18 protein-coding genes and 1 pseudogene are annotated in these 21048 nt (G+C 72.0%); 8 read left to right on the forward strand and 11 right to left on the reverse strand.

What is annotated here, in order from left to right; all coding sequences use genetic code 11:
* From ACZ6SD_RS25825 to ACZ6SD_RS25835, 3 genes and pseudogenes are all read right to left on the reverse strand, one after another.
* Positions 1–1067 (reverse strand): annotated as a pseudogene (locus ACZ6SD_RS25825) (hypothetical protein); the annotation flags it as partial.
* 422 nt (positions 1068–1489) lie between these two features.
* A complete protein-coding gene (locus tag ACZ6SD_RS25830; RefSeq protein ID WP_465319576.1) occupies positions 1490–2236 on the reverse strand; it encodes a GAF and ANTAR domain-containing protein in 747 nt (248 codons plus the stop codon).
* 50 nt (positions 2237–2286) lie between these two features.
* A complete protein-coding gene (locus tag ACZ6SD_RS25835) occupies positions 2287–3015 on the reverse strand; it encodes an ANTAR domain-containing protein (RefSeq protein ID WP_465319577.1) in 729 nt (242 codons plus the stop codon).
* A 481-nt stretch (positions 3016–3496) separates the two neighbouring features.
* On the opposite strand from ACZ6SD_RS25835, the gene ACZ6SD_RS25840 reads away from it, so the two are divergent.
* Together ACZ6SD_RS25840 and ACZ6SD_RS25845 are read left to right on the forward strand one after the other, a co-directional pair.
* Positions 3497–4348, forward strand: a complete 852-nt coding sequence (locus ACZ6SD_RS25840) for a hypothetical protein (RefSeq protein ID WP_465319578.1) — start codon at positions 3497–3499, stop codon at positions 4346–4348.
* A 52-nt stretch (positions 4349–4400) separates the two neighbouring features.
* Positions 4401–4523, forward strand: coding sequence for a hypothetical protein (locus ACZ6SD_RS25845; protein ID WP_465319579.1), 123 nt, complete (start codon positions 4401–4403; stop codon positions 4521–4523).
* A gap of 146 nt (positions 4524–4669) precedes the next feature.
* On the opposite strand, the gene ACZ6SD_RS25850 is transcribed toward ACZ6SD_RS25845, so the two are convergent.
* Both ACZ6SD_RS25850 and ACZ6SD_RS25855 read right to left on the reverse strand, forming a co-directional pair.
* A complete protein-coding gene (locus tag ACZ6SD_RS25850; protein WP_465319580.1) occupies positions 4670–5143 on the reverse strand; it encodes a hypothetical protein in 474 nt (157 codons plus the stop codon).
* An 80-nt stretch (positions 5144–5223) separates the two neighbouring features.
* A complete protein-coding gene (locus ACZ6SD_RS25855; RefSeq protein WP_465319581.1) occupies positions 5224–5883 on the reverse strand; it encodes an O-methyltransferase in 660 nt (219 codons plus the stop codon).
* A 550-nt stretch (positions 5884–6433) separates the two neighbouring features.
* On the opposite strand from ACZ6SD_RS25855, the gene ACZ6SD_RS25860 reads away from it, so the two are divergent.
* Complete coding sequence (locus ACZ6SD_RS25860) at positions 6434–7612, forward strand: carboxylate-amine ligase (protein WP_465319582.1); 1179 nt, start codon at positions 6434–6436, stop codon at positions 7610–7612.
* The gene (locus ACZ6SD_RS25865) at positions 7609–8115 is read left to right on the forward strand and encodes a phenolic acid decarboxylase (protein ID WP_465319583.1); all 507 of its coding nucleotides are present in this window, start codon (positions 7609–7611) and stop codon (positions 8113–8115) included. The genes ACZ6SD_RS25860 and ACZ6SD_RS25865 overlap by 4 nt, the downstream gene beginning before the upstream one ends.
* On the opposite strand, the gene ACZ6SD_RS25870 is transcribed toward ACZ6SD_RS25865, so the two are convergent.
* Positions 8108–8509: a YchJ family protein gene (locus tag ACZ6SD_RS25870; RefSeq protein WP_465319584.1), complete on the reverse strand. Its 402-nt coding sequence runs from the start codon at positions 8507–8509 to the stop codon at positions 8108–8110. The genes ACZ6SD_RS25865 and ACZ6SD_RS25870 overlap by 8 nt on opposite strands.
* A gap of 66 nt (positions 8510–8575) precedes the next feature.
* Here ACZ6SD_RS25870 and ACZ6SD_RS25875 point away from each other — a divergent pair, with 66 nt between their 5' ends.
* From ACZ6SD_RS25875 to ACZ6SD_RS25885, 3 genes are all read left to right on the forward strand, one after another.
* Positions 8576–9520: a hypothetical protein gene (locus tag ACZ6SD_RS25875; RefSeq protein WP_465319585.1), complete on the forward strand. Its 945-nt coding sequence runs from the start codon at positions 8576–8578 to the stop codon at positions 9518–9520.
* A gap of 129 nt (positions 9521–9649) precedes the next feature.
* Positions 9650–10642 (forward strand): glutathione S-transferase family protein, encoded by a 993-nt coding sequence (locus ACZ6SD_RS25880; RefSeq protein WP_465319612.1) that lies wholly within the window; start codon positions 9650–9652, stop codon positions 10640–10642.
* A gap of 97 nt (positions 10643–10739) precedes the next feature.
* The gene (locus ACZ6SD_RS25885; RefSeq protein ID WP_465319586.1) at positions 10740–11144 is read left to right on the forward strand and encodes a four-helix bundle copper-binding protein; all 405 of its coding nucleotides are present in this window, start codon (positions 10740–10742) and stop codon (positions 11142–11144) included.
* A 1079-nt stretch (positions 11145–12223) separates the two neighbouring features.
* On the opposite strand, the gene yhjD is transcribed toward ACZ6SD_RS25885, so the two are convergent.
* The 5 genes from yhjD to ACZ6SD_RS25910 form a co-directional block, all read right to left on the reverse strand.
* Positions 12224–13258 carry an inner membrane protein YhjD gene (gene yhjD / locus ACZ6SD_RS25890; RefSeq protein WP_465319587.1) on the reverse strand — a complete coding sequence of 345 codons (1035 nt, stop codon included), beginning with the start codon at positions 13256–13258 and terminating at the stop codon, positions 12224–12226.
* A 65-nt stretch (positions 13259–13323) separates the two neighbouring features.
* A complete protein-coding gene (locus tag ACZ6SD_RS25895; protein WP_465319588.1) occupies positions 13324–14031 on the reverse strand; it encodes a hypothetical protein in 708 nt (235 codons plus the stop codon).
* 278 nt (positions 14032–14309) lie between these two features.
* Entirely contained in the window at positions 14310–15605 is a 1296-nt protein-coding gene (locus ACZ6SD_RS25900) for a glycosyltransferase (protein WP_465319589.1), read from the reverse strand.
* On the reverse strand, positions 15602–17839 hold the full coding sequence (locus tag ACZ6SD_RS25905) for a glycoside hydrolase domain-containing protein (RefSeq protein WP_465319613.1): 2238 nt from the start codon (positions 17837–17839) through the stop codon (positions 15602–15604). The genes ACZ6SD_RS25900 and ACZ6SD_RS25905 overlap by 4 nt, the downstream gene beginning before the upstream one ends.
* A 90-nt stretch (positions 17840–17929) precedes the next feature.
* A complete protein-coding gene (locus tag ACZ6SD_RS25910) occupies positions 17930–18673 on the reverse strand; it encodes a LysR family transcriptional regulator substrate-binding protein (RefSeq protein ID WP_465319590.1) in 744 nt (247 codons plus the stop codon).
* A 107-nt stretch (positions 18674–18780) separates the two neighbouring features.
* On the opposite strand from ACZ6SD_RS25910, the gene ACZ6SD_RS25915 reads away from it, so the two are divergent.
* Complete coding sequence (locus ACZ6SD_RS25915; RefSeq protein ID WP_465319591.1) at positions 18781–20961, forward strand: BTAD domain-containing putative transcriptional regulator; 2181 nt, start codon at positions 18781–18783, stop codon at positions 20959–20961.
* The last annotated feature ends 87 nt before the right edge of the window (positions 20962–21048 follow it).

Below are 21048 nucleotides of genomic sequence, written 5' to 3' on the forward strand. Positions count from 1 at the left end.
GTGAGGGTGCCGGAGTTCCCGATCCCACCCGCACCGCCCGCGCCGCCGACGCCGCCGGCACCGCCAGGCTCGACGGCGGCGGACCCGTTGCCGCCCTTGCCGCCCGCGCCACCGTTGCCGCCGCGCCCGCCGTTGGCCTTGAGCGTGTCGACACCGGCGCCGCCGCTGATGGTGCCGGAGTTCCCGATCCCACCCGCGCCACCCGCGCCGCCGACGCCACCGCTGCCGCCGCCGTGGCCGCAGCCGCCGATCCCACCGGCCGCACCGGTGCCACCGGCGCCACCGTTGGCGGTGACATTGTCGAGACCGGGGTCGCCGACATCGCCGGTGAAGGTCCCGGAGTTCCCGACGCCACCGGCCGCACCGGCGCCACCGATACCACCGGCGCCCGCGCTACCGGCCACGGCGCCGCTGTTGCCGCCAAGACCGCCTAGGCCACCATTGCCGCCCTTGCCCGCGGTGAGGACGACGGTGTCGCTGCCCGCGCCACCGGTGACGTTTCCGGCGTTCCCGGTGCCGCCGATCCCGCCGACGCCGCCGTTGCCCCCAGCGCCACCGGCGCCGCTGGCGAATCCGGTCCCGCCGACGCCGCCGTTGCCGCCGTTGCCGCCCGCGCCACCGGTGACGGTGATGCTGTCGGTGCCCGCGCCGCCGTCGATGACACCGGTGGTTCCCACGGCAGCCCCGCCGACGTTTCCGGCTCCGCCGTTGCCGCCCGCGCTGCCCGCGGGTGTGCCCGCGTCGCCGTTGGCTCCCGGCGAGCCGTTCGGGCCCACGGCGCCCGCGACGCCGGTGACCCTGATCGTGTCGTTGCCCGCGAGACTGTTCACGGTGCCGTTCACGGCGCCGCCGGTGATGGTGATGATGTTGTTTCCAGTGGTGCCGGTCAGCACCTGACCGGCGGGAATCCCGGCGGTGCAAGTGAAGTTGGCACCGCTTTGGGTGCATCCCGGCGGGAGCGCCCATGCTTGCGTGGGGAAAAAGACCGCGAACCCCGCCGCGGTGCCCAAAGCGATCAGGGCCCGACCGGCCCGGCCTGCCGTGCTCGTACGCGCTGTCGATCTCATGATCAACTCTCCATCCGGGTGAGAGTCCGGGACTGCTGCCACGGACCCGCGGAGTGGTGGGATGACCAAGGTCTGGGGTCACTGACCGGTGCCATGCGCTTGCGGGCACCGGAGCAACCAACACCCGCGACATGGCCAACTCTTCGCCTCTGCGTCAAGGTTGGCAAGGAAAACCGCCGCTCGTCACCCACCTGCGAACTGCTCCCCCCCGAATGCCGCGGCAGCGAGGTGTCTCCGTGCGGCTTCGGTGATTCGCCGTTGGCCGGGTATCGCGAGTCCGCCGCGGTTCTCCGGACCGGCGACGCCTGTCTCATCAAGACCACAGTGGACAGACGGGCGGTGAGTCGAGGGCAGGCCCCCGCTGGTCGACCGCGATCGCCGAGAGCGGCGTGACCGCGCCCGGGTGGGGCCGCCGCCCGGGGTCAGCGTCGCAGCGGTTTGGTCTTGGCGGCCGCGCTGAGCAGGTCGGTGGTGTTGATGGTGCCCGCGATGACCTCGTGGGCGACGCGGCTCAACTTGAGGTTGTGCCCGCGGGTGTAGCCGCGCAGCGCGGCGAAGGCGGTGTTCATGTCGACCTGGAGGCGTTCGGCGACCAGCCCCTTGGCCTGTTCGATGACCACCCGGCTGTTCAGCGCGGCTTGCAGCTGCTCGGTCAGCACCTGGTGGTGGTTGATCGAACGGTGCTGCAGCAGGCCGATGGTGGCGACGTCGACCAACGCCGTCGCGGTCCGCAACGCGCCCGCGTCCAGTTCCCCGGTCTGGTTCCGGAACAGGTTGAGCGCGCCGATGACCTCGCTGCGCAGGCGCATGGGCACCGCGTCCACGGCGGCGAACCCCATCTCGATGGCCGCCGCGGTGAACCGCGGCCACCGCGGGCCCGCGTTGGCCAGATCGGCGTGGCTGACTCTGGCACCCGCGGCGAACGCGTCCAGGCAGGGGCCTTCATGGTTCTGGAGCTGGAAGAGTTCCAGCAGCCGGGCCTGTTCGTTGGAGGTCGCGATCAACTGCAGCTTGCCCTTCTGGTCGGCCAGCAGCAGTCCCGCCGCGTCGACGTCGAGAAGTTCGACGCACCTGTCCGCGAGCATGTGCAGGAAGTCGATGACGTCGAAGTCGTCGACCAGGGTGTCGGCCAGTTCGACGAAGGTTTCGACGAGACGTTCGCTGTTCATCGCAGCCACCTCCATTGGTGTTTCAGGGTGCGGTCGTGTCCCGCTCGTTGTCACGGTCGTTCCTCGTCCTGGTCGAATCGCCGCCTGCGGGCCACCACATCGGCCGCCAGGTCGCTCAGCGGCTTCTGCTCGACGAACGACCGCGCGCGCAGGTGGGCGAACGCGTCGCCCATGCTCAAGTCCAGTTGCGCCGCGACCATCCCGGTGGCCTGGTGCACCTGTGGATGGTGCAACGAGAGGATGTCGCCTGCGATGCTGTCCGCTGTGTCCAGGCCTGCCTGCTCGTCCAGCAGCAGCCGCAGGGCCAGTTCCGCGAACGCCAACGAGTCGACCAGCGTCCCGGCTTCGAGGTGACCCGCCTCGATCCGGTGCAGGGACAGCACCCCGACCCGGATCGCGCCGACGCACAACGGCAGGGCGAACAGCGCGGCCGCTCCGGCCTCGACGGCCAGTGGCGCGAACATCGGCCACCGGGCTTGGCTGACCGGGGCGTCGAGGTCGGCGACCAGTGCCGGGCCGTCGTCACGCCAGACGTCCACGGCTGGGCCTTCCCCCACCGTCACCTGCAACTCGGTCAGCCGTTCCCCTAGCGCGTCCGTGGCGTTCCTGACCTCAGGCCAGCCGGAGGTGTCCATGGTCAGCACGGCGCCGTGCACGCCCAGCCGCGCCACCGCGGTCTGGCAGAGGACGTCAAGCGAGACGGGCATTTCCCGTTCGATGGCTTTGTCCGCGATCCAGCCGAACACCCGCGTCAGCCGACTGGTGGTGGGCCGGGCCATCCGGAGACCTCCCAGTCGCTTGGTCGCACGGCACGACTCGGGACGGTTCCATCGCTGGAATCGTGGAGACATCACTGTACGCGCCGCCGGGCGCTCATGTTCGGTGTGGACCCCTGGATGGCCACGGCATTGTGCCCGAATGGAGTCGAACCGTGCCGGAACCGTCGGCGGCCACTTTCGACGGTGGTCGAATCGAGGATTCGGTCGAGGGCGGCGCGGCCTCGCCTCCTGGTCTGATTAGGCCGTTCGGGGGTCACGGGTATCGGCTATTCCGACGCGGTGTTAGGCTGCCGTTGTTACTCAAGACCTCGGTGACGTGATCGCGAACGCGAACCGCACACCGAGGTCTTTTTCTGTGTCGATTTATTTGCCCAGTCCCCGCGAGTCGACCGGTGCGCGTTCGCCCGTGTCGAACACCTCGCCCGCAGTGCGCGGCACCGGTCGACGGTCGTTCGATTTGTCCCTGAAGAAAGAAGGCGTGATGAATCGTATTCGGAGCACCGCCCGATTATTGTGCGGAGGCGTTGTCGTCGCCGGTGGCCTGGTGGTCGTCGCCCCTGTGGCGCAGGCGGCCACTATTCCGGTGGCGTGCGGTGAGAACGCGCTCGTCGCGGCGGTGAACCTCGCCAACTCGACCTCGGCCGCGGACACCCTCGTGCTGGCCGGGGGCTGCACCTACCGGCTGACCGCCCCGCACGGCGGCCTCCTCAACGGCCTGCCGATCATCACCAGCCCGATCGAGATGATCGGTCCGGCGACCGTCACCCGGGCGTCGCTGCTGTCCTTCCGGATCGCCGAGGTCGCCCCTACCGGCAGCCTGACCCTCACCACGGCGGTGCGGTTCAGCAATGGCAGCGCCGTCGGCGACGGTGGGGGAATCCTGAACCGGGGCGCGGTCACCTTGACCAACAGTTTCCTGAGCGGCAACGTCGCCACGCTCAACGGCGGCGGCTTGGCCAATGCCGACACCGCGTCGGGCACCGCGCCCGCCGCGACGTTCACCAAGAGCCCGGTGTCCGGAAACGTCGCCCTGCTCAGCGGCGGCGGCATCTACAACGGTCTACGCGGGACCTTGACCGCTACCGGTGTCTCCGGCAAGCCGCTGCTCGTCACCGGAAACACCGCGGCCCTCAACGGCGGCGGCATCGCGGCGGTCGAGGCCACCGCGACCACGCTCACCCAGACGGCCGTGACGGCCAATTCGGCGGTGGTGACCGCCGGTGGTGTGTACCGCGTCGGCGGCACCATGACCACAACGAATTCCCCCATCAGTGCCAACACGCCCAACAACTGTGTCGGCAGCACCCCCGCGGTTCCCAACTGCACCGGATGACCGCACTGATCCAACGCAATACCAACGCAGTGCCAATCAAGGGAGCAATGTCATGGGTTTGGTCATCATCGGCGGCCTCGTCGACTCCGTGGTGGGTATCGTCACCGGAACCGCTTACGGCATCGTCGGCGCCGCGAGCGCGGTACTGGCCTCGCTGACCGGCGGCGCCGTGTAACCAGAAAAACGCGCCTCGACGGACGACCAGAACGTTTTGGTCGTCCGTCGAGGCGCGTTGGGCGATTTACCGCGACATGCGCACCGCCTGCGAAAGAGGTTGGCAACTGTGACAACCAGGAGCGGAACCCGGGCGAGCGAGCGCGATCAGGACCCAGTGGAGGTGGTGGTGACAGGGCTGGGGGCGGGTGGGAACTCGGCATCGATGGCGACGTCCGAACCGCAGGGTTTCTCGTGCGGGTAATCGCGCGTGTTGAGGGAGAACACGCGGACCTGGCCTGCTTTGCGCTGGGCCATCGTGCACTCGCGGTTGTCGCCGGAGCCCGCCGTCAGCACCACGTCCACATCGGTCCCCGGATGGTGACGTGGATGCGCCACACCAGCCGGGCCATTGGGGCCCCCGGAGGCTTGGCGCGGGAGGTCGGTCGCCTCCAGAACGCTGAAGTTCGGGCTCTTGCCCAGGTGCGTCGCCAGTGCCGCGCGAGCGAGGCCCGCGGCGTCCTTCTGGAGCGGGTAGCTGGTCGCGTCGACGAGGATCTTCGACTGCTCGTCCGTTCTGGAGTCCCCGGCAGCGACCATTCCGCATGAGCCGACCAGCAGGCCAGCGCACGCCACGGTCATGACCCGACTCACCCAGCTGCGGTTCCACGCTACAGATCTTGACGGCGATCGTGGCCCAGACCGCCAGTCGAATCGCGAGATCAGCCCGTGCGCCGGGCGATGGTGAGGCCGTCGGCGATGGGCAGCAGCACCGAGGTCACCCGGTCGTCCGCGCGCACCCGCTCGTTGAATTGGCGGATGGCCTTGGCGTTGCCCTGGGCGTTCTCCTGGGCCGCTTCGCCGTAGTAGAGGACGTTGTCGGCGAGCAGGACGCCGCCGGGACGCACTCGTGGCACCAGCAGTTCCCAGTAGTCGAGGTAGCCGGTCTTGTCCGCGTCGATGAACACCAGGTCCACCATCGGGTTCTCCGGAAGCCGCCGCAGGGTCTCCTCGGCCGGGCCGAGGCGGAAGTCGATGCGGTCGGCGACCCCGGCCTCCTGCCACGCGGACCGGGCCAGCGGCGCCCACGTGTCGGTGATGTCGCAGGTGGTCACCAGGCCGCCCGGGGCGAGGCCGAGCGCGAGGCAGAGGGCGGAATACCCGGTGAAGGTGCCGACCTCGACGATCCGGCGCGCGCCGATCAGCTGGGCGAGCATCGTGAGGAACACGCCCTGCTCGTGCGGGATCTGCATTTCCGCCGCGTCGCCGAGGTCGGCGGTGGCCTGGATTAGCCGGGCCTGGGCCGGGGAGGGCGGCGGGGCTTGCCGCAGCAGGTAGTCGTAGATGGGCTGGGTCATCACGATGTTCTTGAACGCGTCCACGTGTGGGCCTTTCGGTCAGCCCGTCACGGCGCGTGACGGGTGCGGATGTCGGCGAACCGGGCCGTCGCCGCGCGCAGCACCAGCCTCTCCCGGCGCACGCGGAAGACGGCGTCGTCGCGGTCCCGCACGCCCCTCATGGGGCCAGCGTGCGGGCGCGGGCCGCTTCCCACAACAGCCGCGCCGTCCGGCACGCGATCGCGACACGCGCCAGCTCGCCCGGTTGAGCGGGCCGACCAGCGAACGCGGGTGCCTGCGCGGCGTCAACCACGGGGACGTGCCCCGGGCAGCAGCATCCGGTCGCCTGCCCGTCCGGGGTGCGGGTGGGCCGGACCGCGACGATCCGGCCGCCTCCACCGGCCCGCTCGACCGGTCCGCGCCCTCGTCCCAGCAGGGCTCCGCCGCACCAGCACGTCCGCCATGGCACCGCGCCCCGCTTCCGACTCGCCCGCCCAGGATGCACGGCCGGGGCGTGGACCGCCGTCCCGGTGGCGGCGGCCGTGGACGCCCAGCACCATGGTCGATGCGAGGACCCGGCATCGGAGGAGGTCCCATGCCCGCCACGGGCGGCTCGACCGATCAGCTCACCTTCGGTGTGGAGGAGGAGTTCCTCCTGGTCGACGCCGACACGCTGCTGCCCACGCCGCGCGCGAAGGCCGTGCTCGACCACGTCGCCTCGGCGTCGCCGACGTCCGATTCCGGTTTCCAGCACGAGTTGTGCGCCAGCGTGGTCGAGGCAGCCAGCGCGGTCTGCGCCACCCTGCCCGAGCTCCGCGCGAAAATCCTGTCCGGCCGAGCGAGCCTGGCCGCGTCGGCGCTGCGGGAGAACGCGTGTCTGGTGTCGGTGGGGGAGCCGGTGCTCACCTCGGCCGAGCCCGAGATCACCGCCACCGCCCACTTCCGCCGCATGCGCGAGTCCTACGCGGGCGTGGTGACCGACCAGGAGCTGTGCGGGTGCCATGTGCACGTCGCCGTGCCGGACCGGGAAACCGGTGTCGCCGTGCTCAACCACATCACCCCGTGGCTGCCCACCCTGCTCGCGCTGACCGCCAACTCGCGTTTCCGGCACGGGGCCGACTCGGGCTTCCACAGCTGGCGGATGATGGCGCACACCCGCCTGCCCGCGGCCGCGATGCCGCTCTGGCACGCCTCGGCCGCCGCCTACGACGCGGACCTGGCGCGCTTAGTCGACTGCGGCCTGGCCGAACCGGGGCAGGGCAGCCTCCGCGTGGCCCGGCTGTCCCGCCGGTACCCCACGGTGGAAATCCGGGTCGGCGACGCGGCCGCCACCGCCGACGAGGCCGTGCTCTACGCCGCGCTGGCCCGCGCGCTGGTCCGCCGCGCGCTGGACGACCTGGCGGCCGGCCGCACCGCGGGGCCGCTCGACCACGGCGTGCTCGACGGCGCGCTGTGGGCCGCGGCCCGCCACGGCCTGCACGGCGCGGCCGTCGATCCGTGGCGGGAACGCGAAACCCGTGCCATCGACCTGTTCGACGCGCTGCTCGCGCACGTCCGCGACGCCCTCGACGAGCTCGGCGACACCGCCGCCGTCACCGCGCTGGCCGCGGCCGCGCGCGGCCGCGGGTGCGCGGCCAGCCGCCAGCGCGTCGCGGCGTCGGCTGGCGGCCCGCCCGCGGTCGTGCGGATGCTGAGCGCGGAAACCGTTGCGGGCGTTGCGATGCCGGACCCGGACGGACTGGCCGACAGCGTGTGCGGGGGAGGCCGCCGATGAGCGAGGACGACACCAGCGACCTTTCCGGGATCGTCGGAAAGCGGTTCATCTACACCTACGACACCGGTTGGCAGTACGAGATGTACGTGAAAAACGCCGACACGATCGCCTACCGAATCCACAGTGGACCGTTCGCGGGCCGCTGGGTGAAGAGTCAGCGGGTCAGCGTGGTCCGCCTCGGCGCGGAGGTCTATAAAGTCTCGTGGACCGAGCCGACCGGAACCTCGGTCAGCGTGGACGTCCTCCCCGGTCGGCGGCGGCTGCACGGCGTGATCTTCCTCCCGCGCTGGGTGCGCGAGCACCCGGAACGCGTTCTGGGGCTCCAGGACGACCACGTCGACAAGATGGTCGAGTACCGGGACCAGGGCCCGACCTACCCGATCACCGTCGTCTTCGAGTCAGCGGAGATCACGTTTCTGGAGGACTGCGGCCCCGACGATGAGACCGTCATCGCCCTGAGCCCAGGGGAGCTGCCCAAGGAGCACACCGCGCGAGTCAACTGAGCACGTCTACGGGCGCCCAGTAGACCCAGCGGCCGTCGACGCGCACGAAGCGGCTGTTCTCGTGCAGCTCGCCCCGCTCCCGGCCGTGGCGGTAGTGGGCGCGGAACTCCACCGTGCCCTCATGGTGCAGCGGCCCGCCCGCCGTGGTGGCGAGGACGTCGAGCCGGACCCACCGCTGGTCCGGGTCGAGGTCCAGGCTCGCGGGCCGGGTGTCCGGGTGCCAGCTGCGCAGCAGGTAGTCGATGTCGCCGAGCGCGAACGCGGTGAACCGGGACCGCATCAGCGCCTGCGCGGTGCCCGCGGGCGCGGCGCCGCTGTGGGCGCGCCAGCAGCACTCGCCGTAGGTCAGCCCGGTCCCGCACGGGCAGCGCGCGCCCTGGTCACGGTTGTGCACCCGGCGAGCCTAGTGCCCTGCCCGGTCTCCTTGTGGCGGCTCGGGCGGGACCGCCATGCTGGCGGGGTGTCGAAGGTGTGCGTGAACTGCCTTGAGCCGGTGAGCGGCAGGCCGGGCGGGCGCGGCCGGGGCAGGGACGTCGCATGGTGCGCGCAGTGCCCGGCGTGCGCGGCCGTGGTCGCCGACCAGCTTGAGGTGGTTTTGGACCAGCCAGACGGCGCCGCGGTCCAGATCCGGCGCTGCCGGTGGTGCGGCGCGGAACGGGCGTGCAGGCCGACGTGGGCGACCCGGTGCCACATCTGCCTTGACGACCGCACCTCACCCGAGTCGCCCGCCATGGCGATGGGCCGCGAGCTGGTCCGCCGGACCGGCTCGGAACCGGCTCTGGCCGACCTGGTGCGGTCGTTTCTGGGACTGGACAAGGAAAGCGGCGTCCCCGTGCGCGGCGCGGCCGAGTTCGCCGCCGCGACCGCCCTGGTCGAGGAACTGGCCGAGTACGAGCAGACGGGATGGACCGTGCTTGCGGGCGACGTGCACGGCCTGCCTTGGTTCGGCGCCCGGTGGCTGGCGCACTCGCACGGGACCTGGGGACGGCACGACCGGTGCGGGCGGGTGCGCAAACTGGACCGCGGCCACACCGAGTGCGCCGTGTGCGAGCCGGAGCCGGGTTCGCGCACCCACCGCGCCCGCGCCGACGACCAGTGCCTGCTGTACCTGGTCGGCCAGGGCGACCTGGTCAAGTTCGGCCGCGGTTACCCGGCCCGCGTCCGCGATCACCTTCGGGCGGGCGCGGCGCTGATCCAGGTGCTCGCCGCGCGGCACGCGGACGTCGTGGCGGCCGAACTGGCGCTCAAACGCCGCTACGGGAACCAGGGTGTCACGGTCGACCTGCCCGCGTCGTTCGGCGCGGGAACCGAGGTGCTGGCGGCGGGGACCTCGGTGGACCTTCACTCGGTGTTGCCGCACGGGATCGACGTCACCCACCGGTACCGGCGAGTCGACCTGTGGTGAGCGGTTGCCCACACCCGCCGTGACCACCCTGCGCGCGTCCCCGCCGCGCGTAGGCTCGGCTCTGTGAGCGAGACGTCGACATCCGCGCAGACCGACAACCCAGAGCACAGCGAGGGCGGGAAGTACACGGTGCCGGGCAAGGAGTTCACCCGCGACACCCGCTACATCCCCACCCGGATCACCGCGGACGGGCGCGACGGCTTCCCGGTCGAGCCCGGCCGCTACCGGCTGGTCGCCGCCCGCGCCTGTCCCTGGGCGAACCGGTCGATCATCGTCCGCAGGCTGCTTGGCCTTGAGGACGCCCTCTCGCTCGGGCTCCCCGGCCCGACGCACGACGCGCGGTCGTGGACCTTCGACCTCGACCCCGGCGGCCGCGACCCGGTGCTGGGCATCGAACGCCTGCAAGAGGCGTACTTCCGCCGCGACCCGAACTATTCGCGGGGCATCACGGTCCCGGCGATCGTGGACACGACCACCGGCGCCGTGGTCACCAACGACTTCGCGCAGATCACCCTCGACCTGTCCACCGAGTGGCGCGCCCACCACCGCGACGGCGCCCCCGACCTGCTGCCCGAGCGGCACCGCGACGAGATCGACGCGGTCAACCAGCTGGTGTTCACCGAGGTGAACAACGGCGTCTACCGCTGCGGGTTCGCGGGCAGCCAGGAAGCCTACGACCAGGCCTACGAGCGGCTGTGGACCGCGCTGGACTGGCTGGAGGACCGGCTGCGTGAGCGCCGCTACCTCGTCGGCGACACCATCACCGAGGCCGACGTGCGCCTGTTCACCACCCTCGTCCGGTTCGACGCGGTCTACCACGGCCACTTCAAGTGCAACCGGTCCAAGCTCGCCGAGATGCCCGCGCTGTGGGCGTACGCCCGCGACCTGTTCCAGACCCCCGGGTTCGGCGACACCGTCGACTTCCAGCAGATCAAGCGGCACTACTACGTCGTGCACCGGGACATCAACCCGACCGGGATCGTGCCCGCTGGCCCGGACCTGTCCGGCTGGCTTTCCGCCCACGGTCGAGGGGACCTCGGCGGCAGGCCATTCGGCGACGGCACCCCGCCCGGCCCGGTCCGCGACCACGAGCGGGTGAACCCGGCGGGCGCGGTCGGCTGACCCCGGTCCTCGGTCCGGGCCCGCCCGGTTGGCGCGCGCGGCGGCGGGGTAGCCAGCGGGCGACCGTTTGTCCGGACCGAGACAAGAGGTGATCAGGGTGACCACGACGATGCCGATGCTGGAGACGTACCCGGCCGCGATCAATCTCGACCGCGGCAAGCTCGCCACCACCATCGACGCGCTGATCGGCTGCGCCGAGGCGTGCACCGCGTGCGCCGACGCCTGTCTGAGCGAAAGCTCGGTGGCCGAGCTGACCAAGTGCGTGCGCACGAACATGGACTGCGCCGACATCTGCGCCACCACCGCCCGGGTGCTGTCCCGGCACACCGGCTACGACGCCAACCTCAGCCGGTCGCTGCTGGAGGCGTGCGCGATGGCCTGCAAGTCGTGCGGCGACGAGTGCGGTGCGCACGCCACCATGCACGAGCACTGCCGCGTGTGCGCGGAGGCGTGCCGCGACTGCGAGCGCGCGTGCCGCGACCTGCTGGCCGCGATGGGCTGAGCCCATACGTTCGGCGCGATCGGTACCTGAGGTCGCACTGGGAGACCAGCGAGCAGGACCGGACCGTTGTCCAGGGGTGACCGAGGATCGCGGTGGCCGCTGGTTCGACCGACGGCGACTTCGGCCACGACGAGTGGCGCGCACACGCCGCCGATGAAGACCCTCGCCCACGCCGTCACGCTCCGCTCCCGGCTGCCGCGCGTTCGAGAACGCCGCCAACGCCGAGGACTCGGCGGAGCTGGCCCGGTGCCCGATCATCGTCGTCGGCGCGGGCCCCACCGCTCGCGGGCCAGGTCGCGGCGACGACCCGACGCGCGTTCCGCCGCCATTTCGCACCCTGGACCCGCGGCAGGTCCACGTGGTCTGGTCGACGCCGCGCCCGCGGTCCTGCCGCCGTTCGCCAAGCCGCTGCGGGCGCACACCCGGCGCAAGCCAGGTCCTGTCTCGAAGTGCCTGCACGCACCAGCCGCACCGCCAGGAACCACCCCGATCACGACCGACACGCACCGGTACGTCGAGACAGGACCTAGGCGTCGAGGTCCGCTTGAACGAGGCGGCCGCCGACATCGGCCCGGGCGGCGTGAACCACCACCGCGCAAGACCACGCCGGACCGCGCCCTGCTCGGCCACCCAGAGGTCTTCGCGATTAGCGACTTGGTCAACCTCGGCGACCTGCGCGGCCCAGCGTCGCGGCAGGGACACCACATCGCCAAGGTCATCCGTTCCCGGCCCGCAGGCGAACCGGCGCCCGGCCCGTTCCGCTATCTCGACCTGGGCACGATGGCCACCATCTCGCCCGGTGACGCGGTCGCCGACCTCCGCGGCTGCGCGGACCGCTCGGCAAGATCGCCTGGGCGGTCGTCCACCTGGCCTTCCTGGTCGGCAGGCGCAACCGCGCCGCGGTGCTCGCCGAGTGGACCGTCGCCACCGGCCGCACCCAGCAGGTCATCCTCGAAACCGGTAGGCATGGCAGCGGGCTCACCGCGCCCGCGACTTGAGCCACACCGCGCGCTGCCGACGCCGGAACAACCCGCACACGGTCTGCCGGGCCATAACCGGTCACCGCACCATGAAACGACCTAGCGCTGTTTGCCCGCTCCGCGCCGCAGCCTGCTGACGGCGACCGCGGCCAGCGCGCCCGCCGCGGCCCCGAGCCCGGCGAGCACGAGCGCGGCAGGCCGGGGCCGCGTGTTGACCTGGATCACCACCGGCCCCGGCGGGGGCGGCGGCGTGCGGCGCCTCGGGCGGGCCGTCGCGGTCCATGCCGTGATGAACACCAGCAGGCGTGACACCAGCGAGATGAACACCAGCAGGCCGATGACCGAGCCGAACGCCACCCCGGTGGGGGAGTCGCTGATGATCCGGATGTAGACGTTGCCCGCCAGCTTGAGCAGCTCGAACCCGACCGCGGCGGCCACCGCCCCGCGCATCGCGCTGCGGGTGCTCACCGGCTCGCGGGGCAGCCGGGCCAGCACCCACAGGAACACCAGCCAGTCCGCCACCAGCGCCAGCGCCGAGGACGCGATCACCAGCACCGGCGCCGCCCACGCCGTGCCGTCGAGGTGCGCGAGCCGCAGCACGTCGTCGCCCACGGCGCCAGCGGCGACGGTGAGCAGGAAGGAGATCAGCAGGGCGAGCACCAGGCTCACCAGCGCGACCAGGTCCTTGACCACGGTCCGCAGCAGCGGCTGGTCGGACCGGTGCTGGTCCCACATCGCGGTCAGCGCGTCGCGCAGGGCGTTCATCCAGTTCCACCCGGAGTACAGCCCGATCAGCAGCCCCAGCACGCCGACGTGCGTGCGCTGCCTGATCAGGTTGTCCAGCAGCTCGCCCACCTGCGCGCCCAGCGGCCCCGGCACCGCGCCGGTGACCCCCGCCCGCAGCTCGGCCAGCAGGCCGGGCTGGCCCGCCAGCACAAACCCGGCCGTGGAGAACCCCACCATCAGCATCGGGACCACTGACAGCAGGCTGAAGTAGGTGATCGACGCGACGTACTGGTAGCCGCTGTGCTCGATGTAGCGGTCGACCGCCCGGGCCAGGTGGTCGAACCACCGGTACCGGTCCCGGTACCGCCGCCACCGCGAGACGTCCGGAGCTGATCCATGAGTGCGCACAGGCACTGTCTACTGGGTCGCCGGGCGGGCCCGGCAGCCGGATTCGGCGCGGTCGGACCCGGTCGTCAGAACCCCTGGAAGACCAGCTTGGTGAACATCCGGTTCCCCGGGCCCGAGATCAGCCCGGTCATGAGCGGGGAGAGGTCTTCTGCCATCCCGCACCCGGTGAACGGCGGGATGTCGAACACGGACTCGAAATCCGACGGCGGGCTCTCCGGCGCCATGGCGATCCGGCCGCGCAGGCGGATGACCAGCGGCTCGACGGTCCGGCAGTTCGGCCCGACCCGGAGATCGATCCCGTCCTGCCGCACGTCGGTCAGGGCGAGGCGGACGCGCAGGGTCAGATCGAGGTCCGGGGTCAGCACTCCGTCGCTGATGTCGGCGACCCCGGTGGCTTCCCCTTCCTGGGTCAGCACGGTGGTGGCCGTGACCGGCATGAAGCCGAACACGACGAAATACCCGGGCGCGGGCGGCAGATCAAGCGTGCCGGACACAGCGACCTGGCCTGCCGCCCCTTCGGACAGGTCCGCGGTGAAGCCGCCGCCCTCGGCCAGCGGCAGGTTGGCGCCCAACTTGGCCACCCGCGCCCGCCCACCCACCTCGAACTTCCCACTGAGCAGCGGAGCGGCTCGGTTCGCTGGCGGCGCGGCCGGCTCAACAGGCGGTGCGCCCGGAGCGATAGCCGTGATGTCCTCCCGCGCCACCGTTTCTGCCCGCGGCCCGACGACCGCCACCCCCGCCAGGGCGGCCGCGGTCACCACGGCCACGGCCACCACGAGCGATCTTCGGCGAAAAGCTGCGCGCGAACGAGTCGAGTCCATTGTTTCGGCCCCCAGGCATCGATGACGGCAGCGCCTCCGCCGCCATTCGGAGCACGATACTGGTGTCCGAGCGGGCGACCGGAGGCCATTCGAGCGAATTCCCGCGCCCGATTTCTCGAACCGCCCGCTGGTTTTGCTTTTCGGACAACGGAATGCTCAGGTTCTTATCCGGCCGATGACAGGAAATCTTTTCTTGGGGGGTCGCCGTGCGGAGAGCGTGGCCGACCCGCTCAGCGCGGAGCGACGGCGGCGGGCGGGGCAGTCGCGAACAGGTCGTCGAAGACGCGGGCGCGGTCGAAGGACAGGGCGTGCTCGCGGGCGCGGGCCGCCATGGTGTGCCGTTCCTCCGGGGACATCGCCAGCACCACCCGGTCGATCGCGTTGGCGATGCCCGCGACGTCCCCGGCCTCCACGATGATCGCTGTGCCGCCGACCGCCTCGCCGGTTCCGCCGGTGGTGGTGGTGATCACCGGGCCGCCGCCCGCGAGCATCTTCTCGGTCAGCGCGATGCCGAAGGTCTCCACAAAATCCGGCTCCGGCTTGGTCGGCAGCGCGTACGCGGCGCACCCGCGCATCAGCAGCGGCTTCTCCTCGTCGTCCACGTCATCGAGGAACACGATCCGCTCGTCGCCGCCCGCGAGCGCCCGCACCTGCTCCAGGGCCGGGCCGGTCCCGGCGACGACCAGCTTCACCCGCGCCCGGGCCCGCGCCCGCGCGAACGCGGACACCAGGTCGAACACGCCCTTCGCCCGCGCCACCCGGGACAGGAAAAGCACGTAGCCGTCCCGTTCCAGGCCGCGCCGGGTCAGCGCGGCGTCCACCTGCGCGAGGTCGAGGTCGAGGTAGGCGCTGGTGTCGATCGGCGGGTAGCTGACCGTCACCCGGTTCGCGCACTCCCGCGCGAACCCCGTGCCGCACTGCGCGTCCACGGCCTCGGCCGCGGCGATGATCTCCCGCCGGGTGTACTCCGACACCGCGATCACCTGGTCGTTGGCGAGGAACGTCGTGAACAGCACGACCGCCGCGCCGAACCGGCCCTCCCGCAGGCACGAGCGGATCACGTTGGTGACGTCCGAGCCCACCGCCTTCGCGATGGTGCGCACGTCGGGGGCGTACCCGGCCGCGCGCGCCGCCGCGACCGCGTCGCCCACCACCGCGGTGTGCGGGGCCAGGTACATCGACAGGCACGTCGTCGGCACCGGCTCGGCGAGCAGCTCGACCAGCCTGCCGGTCAGCCCGGCCATGTACCGCCCGTCGGGCACCCGGTAGTCGCCGACCGGCTCGGGCCGCTCCACGGTGATGCCCGCGCTGTAGGGGGTGATCCGGTCGAGCGGTTTGAGCGGCAGCCCGGCCTGCTGCAGCGCGGGGATCGGCCAGGTCAGCAGGCGCACGTCGGCGAAGCCGCGGGTGAGCGCGACCTCGGCCAGGTTGCGGGCCTCGCCGGAGTGCCCGCAGATCACCGGGTCGGCGCGGACCACGATCACCAGCCTGCGGTTCGGCCGGGTCGCGGGGCCTGGCTCGGTCATGGGGTGGCTCCTGTCCCGTGCGGGTCCGACAGCGACGGCGGCCGGATCGCGCGTCCCCACGCGGAGGGCTCCGGGCCGAGTTCGAGGTGCAGCCTGCCGCCCGCGTGCACGTCGGACGCGCGCAGATGCGCCACGTCCAGCGGCTTTCCGTTCAGCCGGGCGGATTGGACGTACTGCGGCGGCGGTACCCGGGTCAGCCCGTCCGAGCTGATCGGCGTCTCCCGGTGCCCGCTGGTCTCGATGACGAAGTCCCGGTCCCGCAGGTGGATCGTGGCGTGCGCGAACGCGGGCGCGCTGACCAGGAACAGGTTCTGCCCGGCGATCGGGAACAGCCCCAGCGAGGCCCACACGTACCAGGAGCTGAGCCCGCCGGAGTCGTCGTTGCCCGGCAGCCCGCCGGGGCCGGTGCCGAACTGCCAGGTCAGCGCGGCGTGCACGACCTCGGCCGTGCGGTCGGGCCTGCCCGCGTAGTGGTAGGACCACGGCGCTTCCATGTCCGGCTCGTTGTTGAGCCCCTCGAACCGGTTCAGCGCGTAGCCCGCGGCCATCTCCGCCGGGTCGGGCCGCTTTCCCGGCTGGCGCACGGGCGGCGCGCCGTAGCCGAAGAACGCGTCGAGCATCGCGACGAACGCCTCGTCGCCCCCGGCCAGCGCGATCCGCCCGGCCATGTCGTGCAGCAGCCGGAACGAGTAGTTCCACTTGCCGCCCTCGTAGAACGACGAGTCCCACAGCAGGCCGGTGTCCGGGTCGAACGCGTTGACCCACAGGTGGCTGCGCGCGTCGAGGTCGTCGGCGAGCGCTTTGTCGTTGAGCGACCGCGCGACGGCCGCGGTGCAGTGGTAGGCGTAGGCGAGGTCGAGGGTGTGCGAGATCGGGTGCACGACGCCGTGCTCGTAGAAGTCTTCGCCGTACATGCGGCGCAGGTCGCCGTCCATGTGCGCCAGCGCCCAGTTCCAGTCCAGGTCGCCGAGGTCGAGCGCGTGCGCGTCGGCCAGCGCGGTGTGCGCCAGCGCGCTGGCCTGCCGGAAGAACCGGTCCGCGCCGCGCGCCATCCGGTACCCGATCGGGAAGTTGCCCTCCTCCTCGCAGACCCGGATCAGCGACTCCAGCAGGTCGACGGCCCGGTCCGGGCAGATCGCGGCGAGCAGCGGCAGTTGGGTCTTGTAGATGTCCCACATCGTGCACACGTCGAACGCGAACGGCCCGGACGTCGGCCAGAACGGGCTCTCGTCGTCGCCGAAGCACGGCTTGATCAGCGAGTGGTACATGGCCGTCGCGAACACCTGCCGCCGCGCGGGCGAGCCGCCCTCGACCTCGATCCGGCCGACGTGGTCGCGCCACCGTTCGGTGGTCCGCGCCCGCACGGTGTCGAACGCGGGCGGCCCCGCGCCGCACTCGCGGTGCAGGTTCTCCCTGGCCTGCTCGCAGCCGCGCAGCGAGAAGCCGATCCGCACCTCGACGCTGCTCCCGGCGGTGGTGGGGCCGAGGAACAGCAGCCCGAACGGCCGCAGCGTGGTCTGCCGGATGCGGTCGAAGTCCAGCCGGGTGCCGCCCTCGATGAGCCGCCGGTCGTGCCAGAGCATCTGCCGCCACCCCGGGCTGTCGACCTCGACGTGCACCGACAGCGGCACGCCCTCCACGACGACGGTGCCTTGCGCGCGGCCGTTGCCGATGCTCTCCGCGTACGCCCGCAGCGGCACCGTGCGCCCGTGGTCGATGGCCAGCCCGCCGCAGGACAGGTCGACCACGATCCGGGCGTTGCGGTGCTCGGGGAAGGTGTACCGGTGGATCGCGACCTTCGCGCCGACGGTGATCTCGCACCGGATGCCGGTGTCCAGCGTGGCCGCGTAGTACCCGGCCTCGGCCACCTCGTCCCGCAGCGGCCACGCCTGCCCGAGCGCGTCGAGCGACTGCACCATCGGGGTGACCCGCACGTAGTTGTAGTACTTGCGGATCGCGCCGGTGCCGGACTGCTGGAAATGGGTGAACCCGGACGCCTGCGACCCGTCGAACATCTCCTCCGGCAGGCCCTCGGTGTTCTTGGTGTAGACGCCGTAGCCGGTCGGGTAGGCGCCGGAGTAGGCGCAGGCCGACACCATGCCCAGAGGGGAGGTCGCCCCCGGGTGGGTGTTGCCCACCTGGGCTTTCGGCCACCACCAAGTGGCCGCGAGACCCTGCGCCGGGGGCAGTGCGGTCGCGGCCGTTCCGATGAAGGGATCGATTTCGTTGAGGATGGCCGAACTCTAAGTCACCACGCGAGCTCAGATGGTTTCCACGACGTGAACTCCAGCGGTAGTCCCCCGGTCGGGGTCCGTGCGGCCCGTTCAGGTGCGGCGGCGTGGTTTGCCGCGCTTGCCACCGGCGGCCGCGCCGCGCCGCCGATTCCCGCCCGCTGGCTTGCCCGCCGTGGCCTTGCGCCCGCTGGTGTCCGGGCGCGGGGCCTTTTCCGGCGCGGGCTGACGTCCCCGAGTGCTGTTGCCGGTCCGACCGCGGACGATCCCGATGAACCGCTCGACCTCGTCGGTCGTCTCGTCTTCCAGCCACACCAGTGCGACCCGGGACTGGGGGGCGTCGGTGACCGGCCGGTAGATGAGGTCCCGGCGATGGTGCAGCCGAGCCAGCGACTGCGGGACGACCAGCAGACCCACCCCCGCCGCCACGAGTTCGACCGCGTCCCCGGTGGTGGCGGGCCGCTCGACGGCGGGCACCCCGGGCGGCTGTGCCCAGTCGAGCGTGTCGTCAAGCGGGTGCAGCACGACGCTGTCGGCCAGATCGGCGACGGTCACCTCGTCGGCCGCGGCCACCAGGTGCTCCTTCGGCGCCACCACCACAGTCGTCTCGGTGTAGAGCGGAATCGCGTGCAGCCCGTCCCGGTCCACCGGCAACCGAAGCAGCGCCGCGTCCGCCCCGCGCTCCCGCACCAGCCCCTCAGCCTCGGCGGCCGCGGTCTGCGCCAACGCCAACGGCGTCTCGGGCGACCGCTCGTTCCAGGTCCGCACCCACTTGTCGGGAATCACCCCGGGGACGTACGCGAGCGTGAATGCGGGAGGCACGTCCGAGCCGGTCACCGGCCCAGATTACCGCCCGGGCCAGTCGCCGCGGACGGGCCCGATCCGGGCGCGCCGGTGGATAGGGTGTGGTCGGGGGATTCGTGAATAAGGAACCGGGGCGGATTGTGATTCAGTTCCGTGTGCTTGGCCCGCTTGAGGTCGTGCGCGACGGCGAGCGGATCGCGCTCGGCGGCGTGAAGCAGCGCGCGCTGCTGGGGCGCCTGCTCCTGGAGCCCAACCAGGTGGTGTCGACCAGCCGGTTGGTCGACTCGCTGTGGGCCGATGACGAGCCGCCCGCCACCGCGCGCAAGATCCTGCAGAACACGGTGTGGTCGCTGCGGTCGGTCCTCACCGCGCTGCCTGCCCAAGATGCGCCCCCGGCCCTGGTCACCCAGCCGCCCGGCTACCTGCTCAGCGTGGACGAGGACGCGGTCGACCTGCATGTCTTCCGGCGCGCGGTGGAACTGGGCCGCGCGAAGATGGCCGACGGCCTGCCTGAGGCGGCGGCCGTGATCCTGCGCGACGCGCTCGACCTGTGGCGCGGGGACGTTCTCGCCGACCTCGCCGAGGCCGGGATCGCCTGGCCGGAGTCGGCCCTGATCGGCCGGACCCGCGCCGACGCCCTGGAGCTGTACTTCGAGGCCAAGATCGAGTGCGGGCACCACCACGGGGTGATCGGCGACATCGAGAAGCTGGTGCGGGCCGAGCCGCTGCGCGAGCGCGCGTCCGGGCTGCTCATGCTCGCGCTCTACCGCTGCGGCCGCCAGACCGAGGCGCTCGACGTCTACAGCCGCGTCCACGCCGAGCTGGTCGAGGAGTTCGGCCTACGGCCCGGCCCCTGGCTGCGCCGCCTCCAAGAGCGCGTCCTGGCCCACGACCCCGCGCTCGACCACCCCGGCCTGCCCGCCGCCGAGGCCCCCGGGCGCGACGACCGCGCCATCGAGCCGGGCGCGCGCGCCGACGACGGCTTCGTGCCGGACCTGCTGGGCATGCCCGACTGGCTCGGCGCGACCGCGTCCACCCAGGACCAGCGGCCGAACCGGCGCGAGACGACCGTCATGATCGTCCGCGCGCACGTCGGGGGGCGGGCGGGCACGGCGCACCCGGTCGGCGTGGACGTGCTGCTGGAGGGCATCCACACCCTGCTCCGCATCGGGGTGGAGTGCTCCGGCGGCGAGGTGCTGGCGTCGGTCGGGTCGGCGACCATCGCCCTGTTCGACCTCGGCGACCCCCGGGAGAACGCCGCCCGCGCCACCCGGCTCGCCCTGCTGCTGCGCGACAGCCTCGACCAGTCCGACGAGAACACCGAGGGGCTGACCATCCGGGCGATGGTGGCCACCGGCGACCTGCCGTGGCACGGGGACGCGTCGTCGCGGCGGAGCCGGGTGTCGGTCAACGGCACGCTGCTGGACCAGTGCTGGGAGGTCTTCCCCCGGGTGCCGACCGGCACGATCTGGGTGTCGGACCGGACGCGGGCGCTGATCTCCGACCAGGTGTCGTGCGTGGTCGCGGCGGGCGAGCCGTCGTACTGGGTGGCCGAGGCCCGCTCGGTCCGCCACACCGGGCCGTTCCTGGACCGCGAGCACGAGATGGAGATTCTGCTGCGGACGTTCCAGCGGGTCGAGCGGCGCGGGACTCCGCACCTGGTGACCGTCCTCGGTGACCGAGGCACGGGCAAGACCAGGCTGCTGAGGGAGTTCTGCGCGACGGTCGCCGAGCAGGCCCGCACGGCGCCGCTGGTGCTGCGGCATGGGGTGCGCCGGTCGGTGAGCGTCGACCCGGCCGCGGTCGCTGCGGAACTGCGGGCGCTGCACCGCGAGATCGACCCGGCGGCCGCGGCCCGGTCGGCCGTTGGGACCGACGTCGAGGCCCTGGTGCGGGAGATCGCCGAGCGGCGTCCGGTGGTCATCGCGGTGGACGACCTGCACCTGGCCGACGAGGCGACGCTGGGCTTCTTCGAGCGGCTCGGCGCGGGCGGCCCGCCCGGCGGGCTACTGGTCGTGGCCAGCGCGAGCGAGCACTTCCACCGCCGGTTCCCGCACTGGGGACGAACCCAGCAGAACAGCACCCGGATCCTGCTGGAGCCGCCGTCGGGGACCGCGGCGGGCGAGGAGTGCGAGGACCTGGCTGGATCGGTGGACGAGTGCGTCTCGGACTCCACCTGGCGGGTGTTCCACCGCGCCTTCGGCGTGCCGGACTCCGCGGCGGCGAAGCGGGCCTGGCTGACGCGGGCGCTGCCGCTGGTCGTCGGGGCGATGACCCCCTACGGTCCGCCTGTCTCGGCAGCCGTCGAAGAAGCCGGTTAGCTCGACGGCACGAGGTCTTAGCCGCGCGCCGTCGGTTCTCTCGTTCCGGTAATCGGCTGGTGTCGCCCGTGGTTATCGTGGCGAGAG

It is taken from the genome of Actinokineospora sp. NPDC051303 (genome assembly GCF_055586285.1).

What these genes read in the sequence shown, in the direction of transcription:
- ACZ6SD_RS25830 (WP_465319576.1), bottom strand. Translation starts at nt 2,236, where the DNA reads ATGAACAGCGAACGTCTCGTCGAAACCTTCGTCGAACTGGCCGACACC.
- ACZ6SD_RS25835 (WP_465319577.1), bottom strand. Translation starts at nt 3,015, where the DNA reads ATGGCCCGGCCCACCACCAGTCGGCTGACGCGGGTGTTCGGCTGGATC.
- ACZ6SD_RS25840 (WP_465319578.1), top strand. Translation starts at nt 3,497, where the DNA reads ATGAATCGTATTCGGAGCACCGCCCGATTATTGTGCGGAGGCGTTGTC.
- ACZ6SD_RS25845 (WP_465319579.1), top strand. Translation starts at nt 4,401, where the DNA reads ATGGGTTTGGTCATCATCGGCGGCCTCGTCGACTCCGTGGTGGGTATC.
- ACZ6SD_RS25850 (WP_465319580.1), bottom strand. Translation starts at nt 5,143, where the DNA reads ATGACCGTGGCGTGCGCTGGCCTGCTGGTCGGCTCATGCGGAATGGTC.
- ACZ6SD_RS25860 (WP_465319582.1), top strand. Translation starts at nt 6,434, where the DNA reads ATGCCCGCCACGGGCGGCTCGACCGATCAGCTCACCTTCGGTGTGGAG.
- ACZ6SD_RS25865 (WP_465319583.1), top strand. Translation starts at nt 7,609, where the DNA reads ATGAGCGAGGACGACACCAGCGACCTTTCCGGGATCGTCGGAAAGCGG.
- ACZ6SD_RS25900 (WP_465319589.1), bottom strand. Translation starts at nt 15,605, where the DNA reads ATGACCGAGCCAGGCCCCGCGACCCGGCCGAACCGCAGGCTGGTGATC.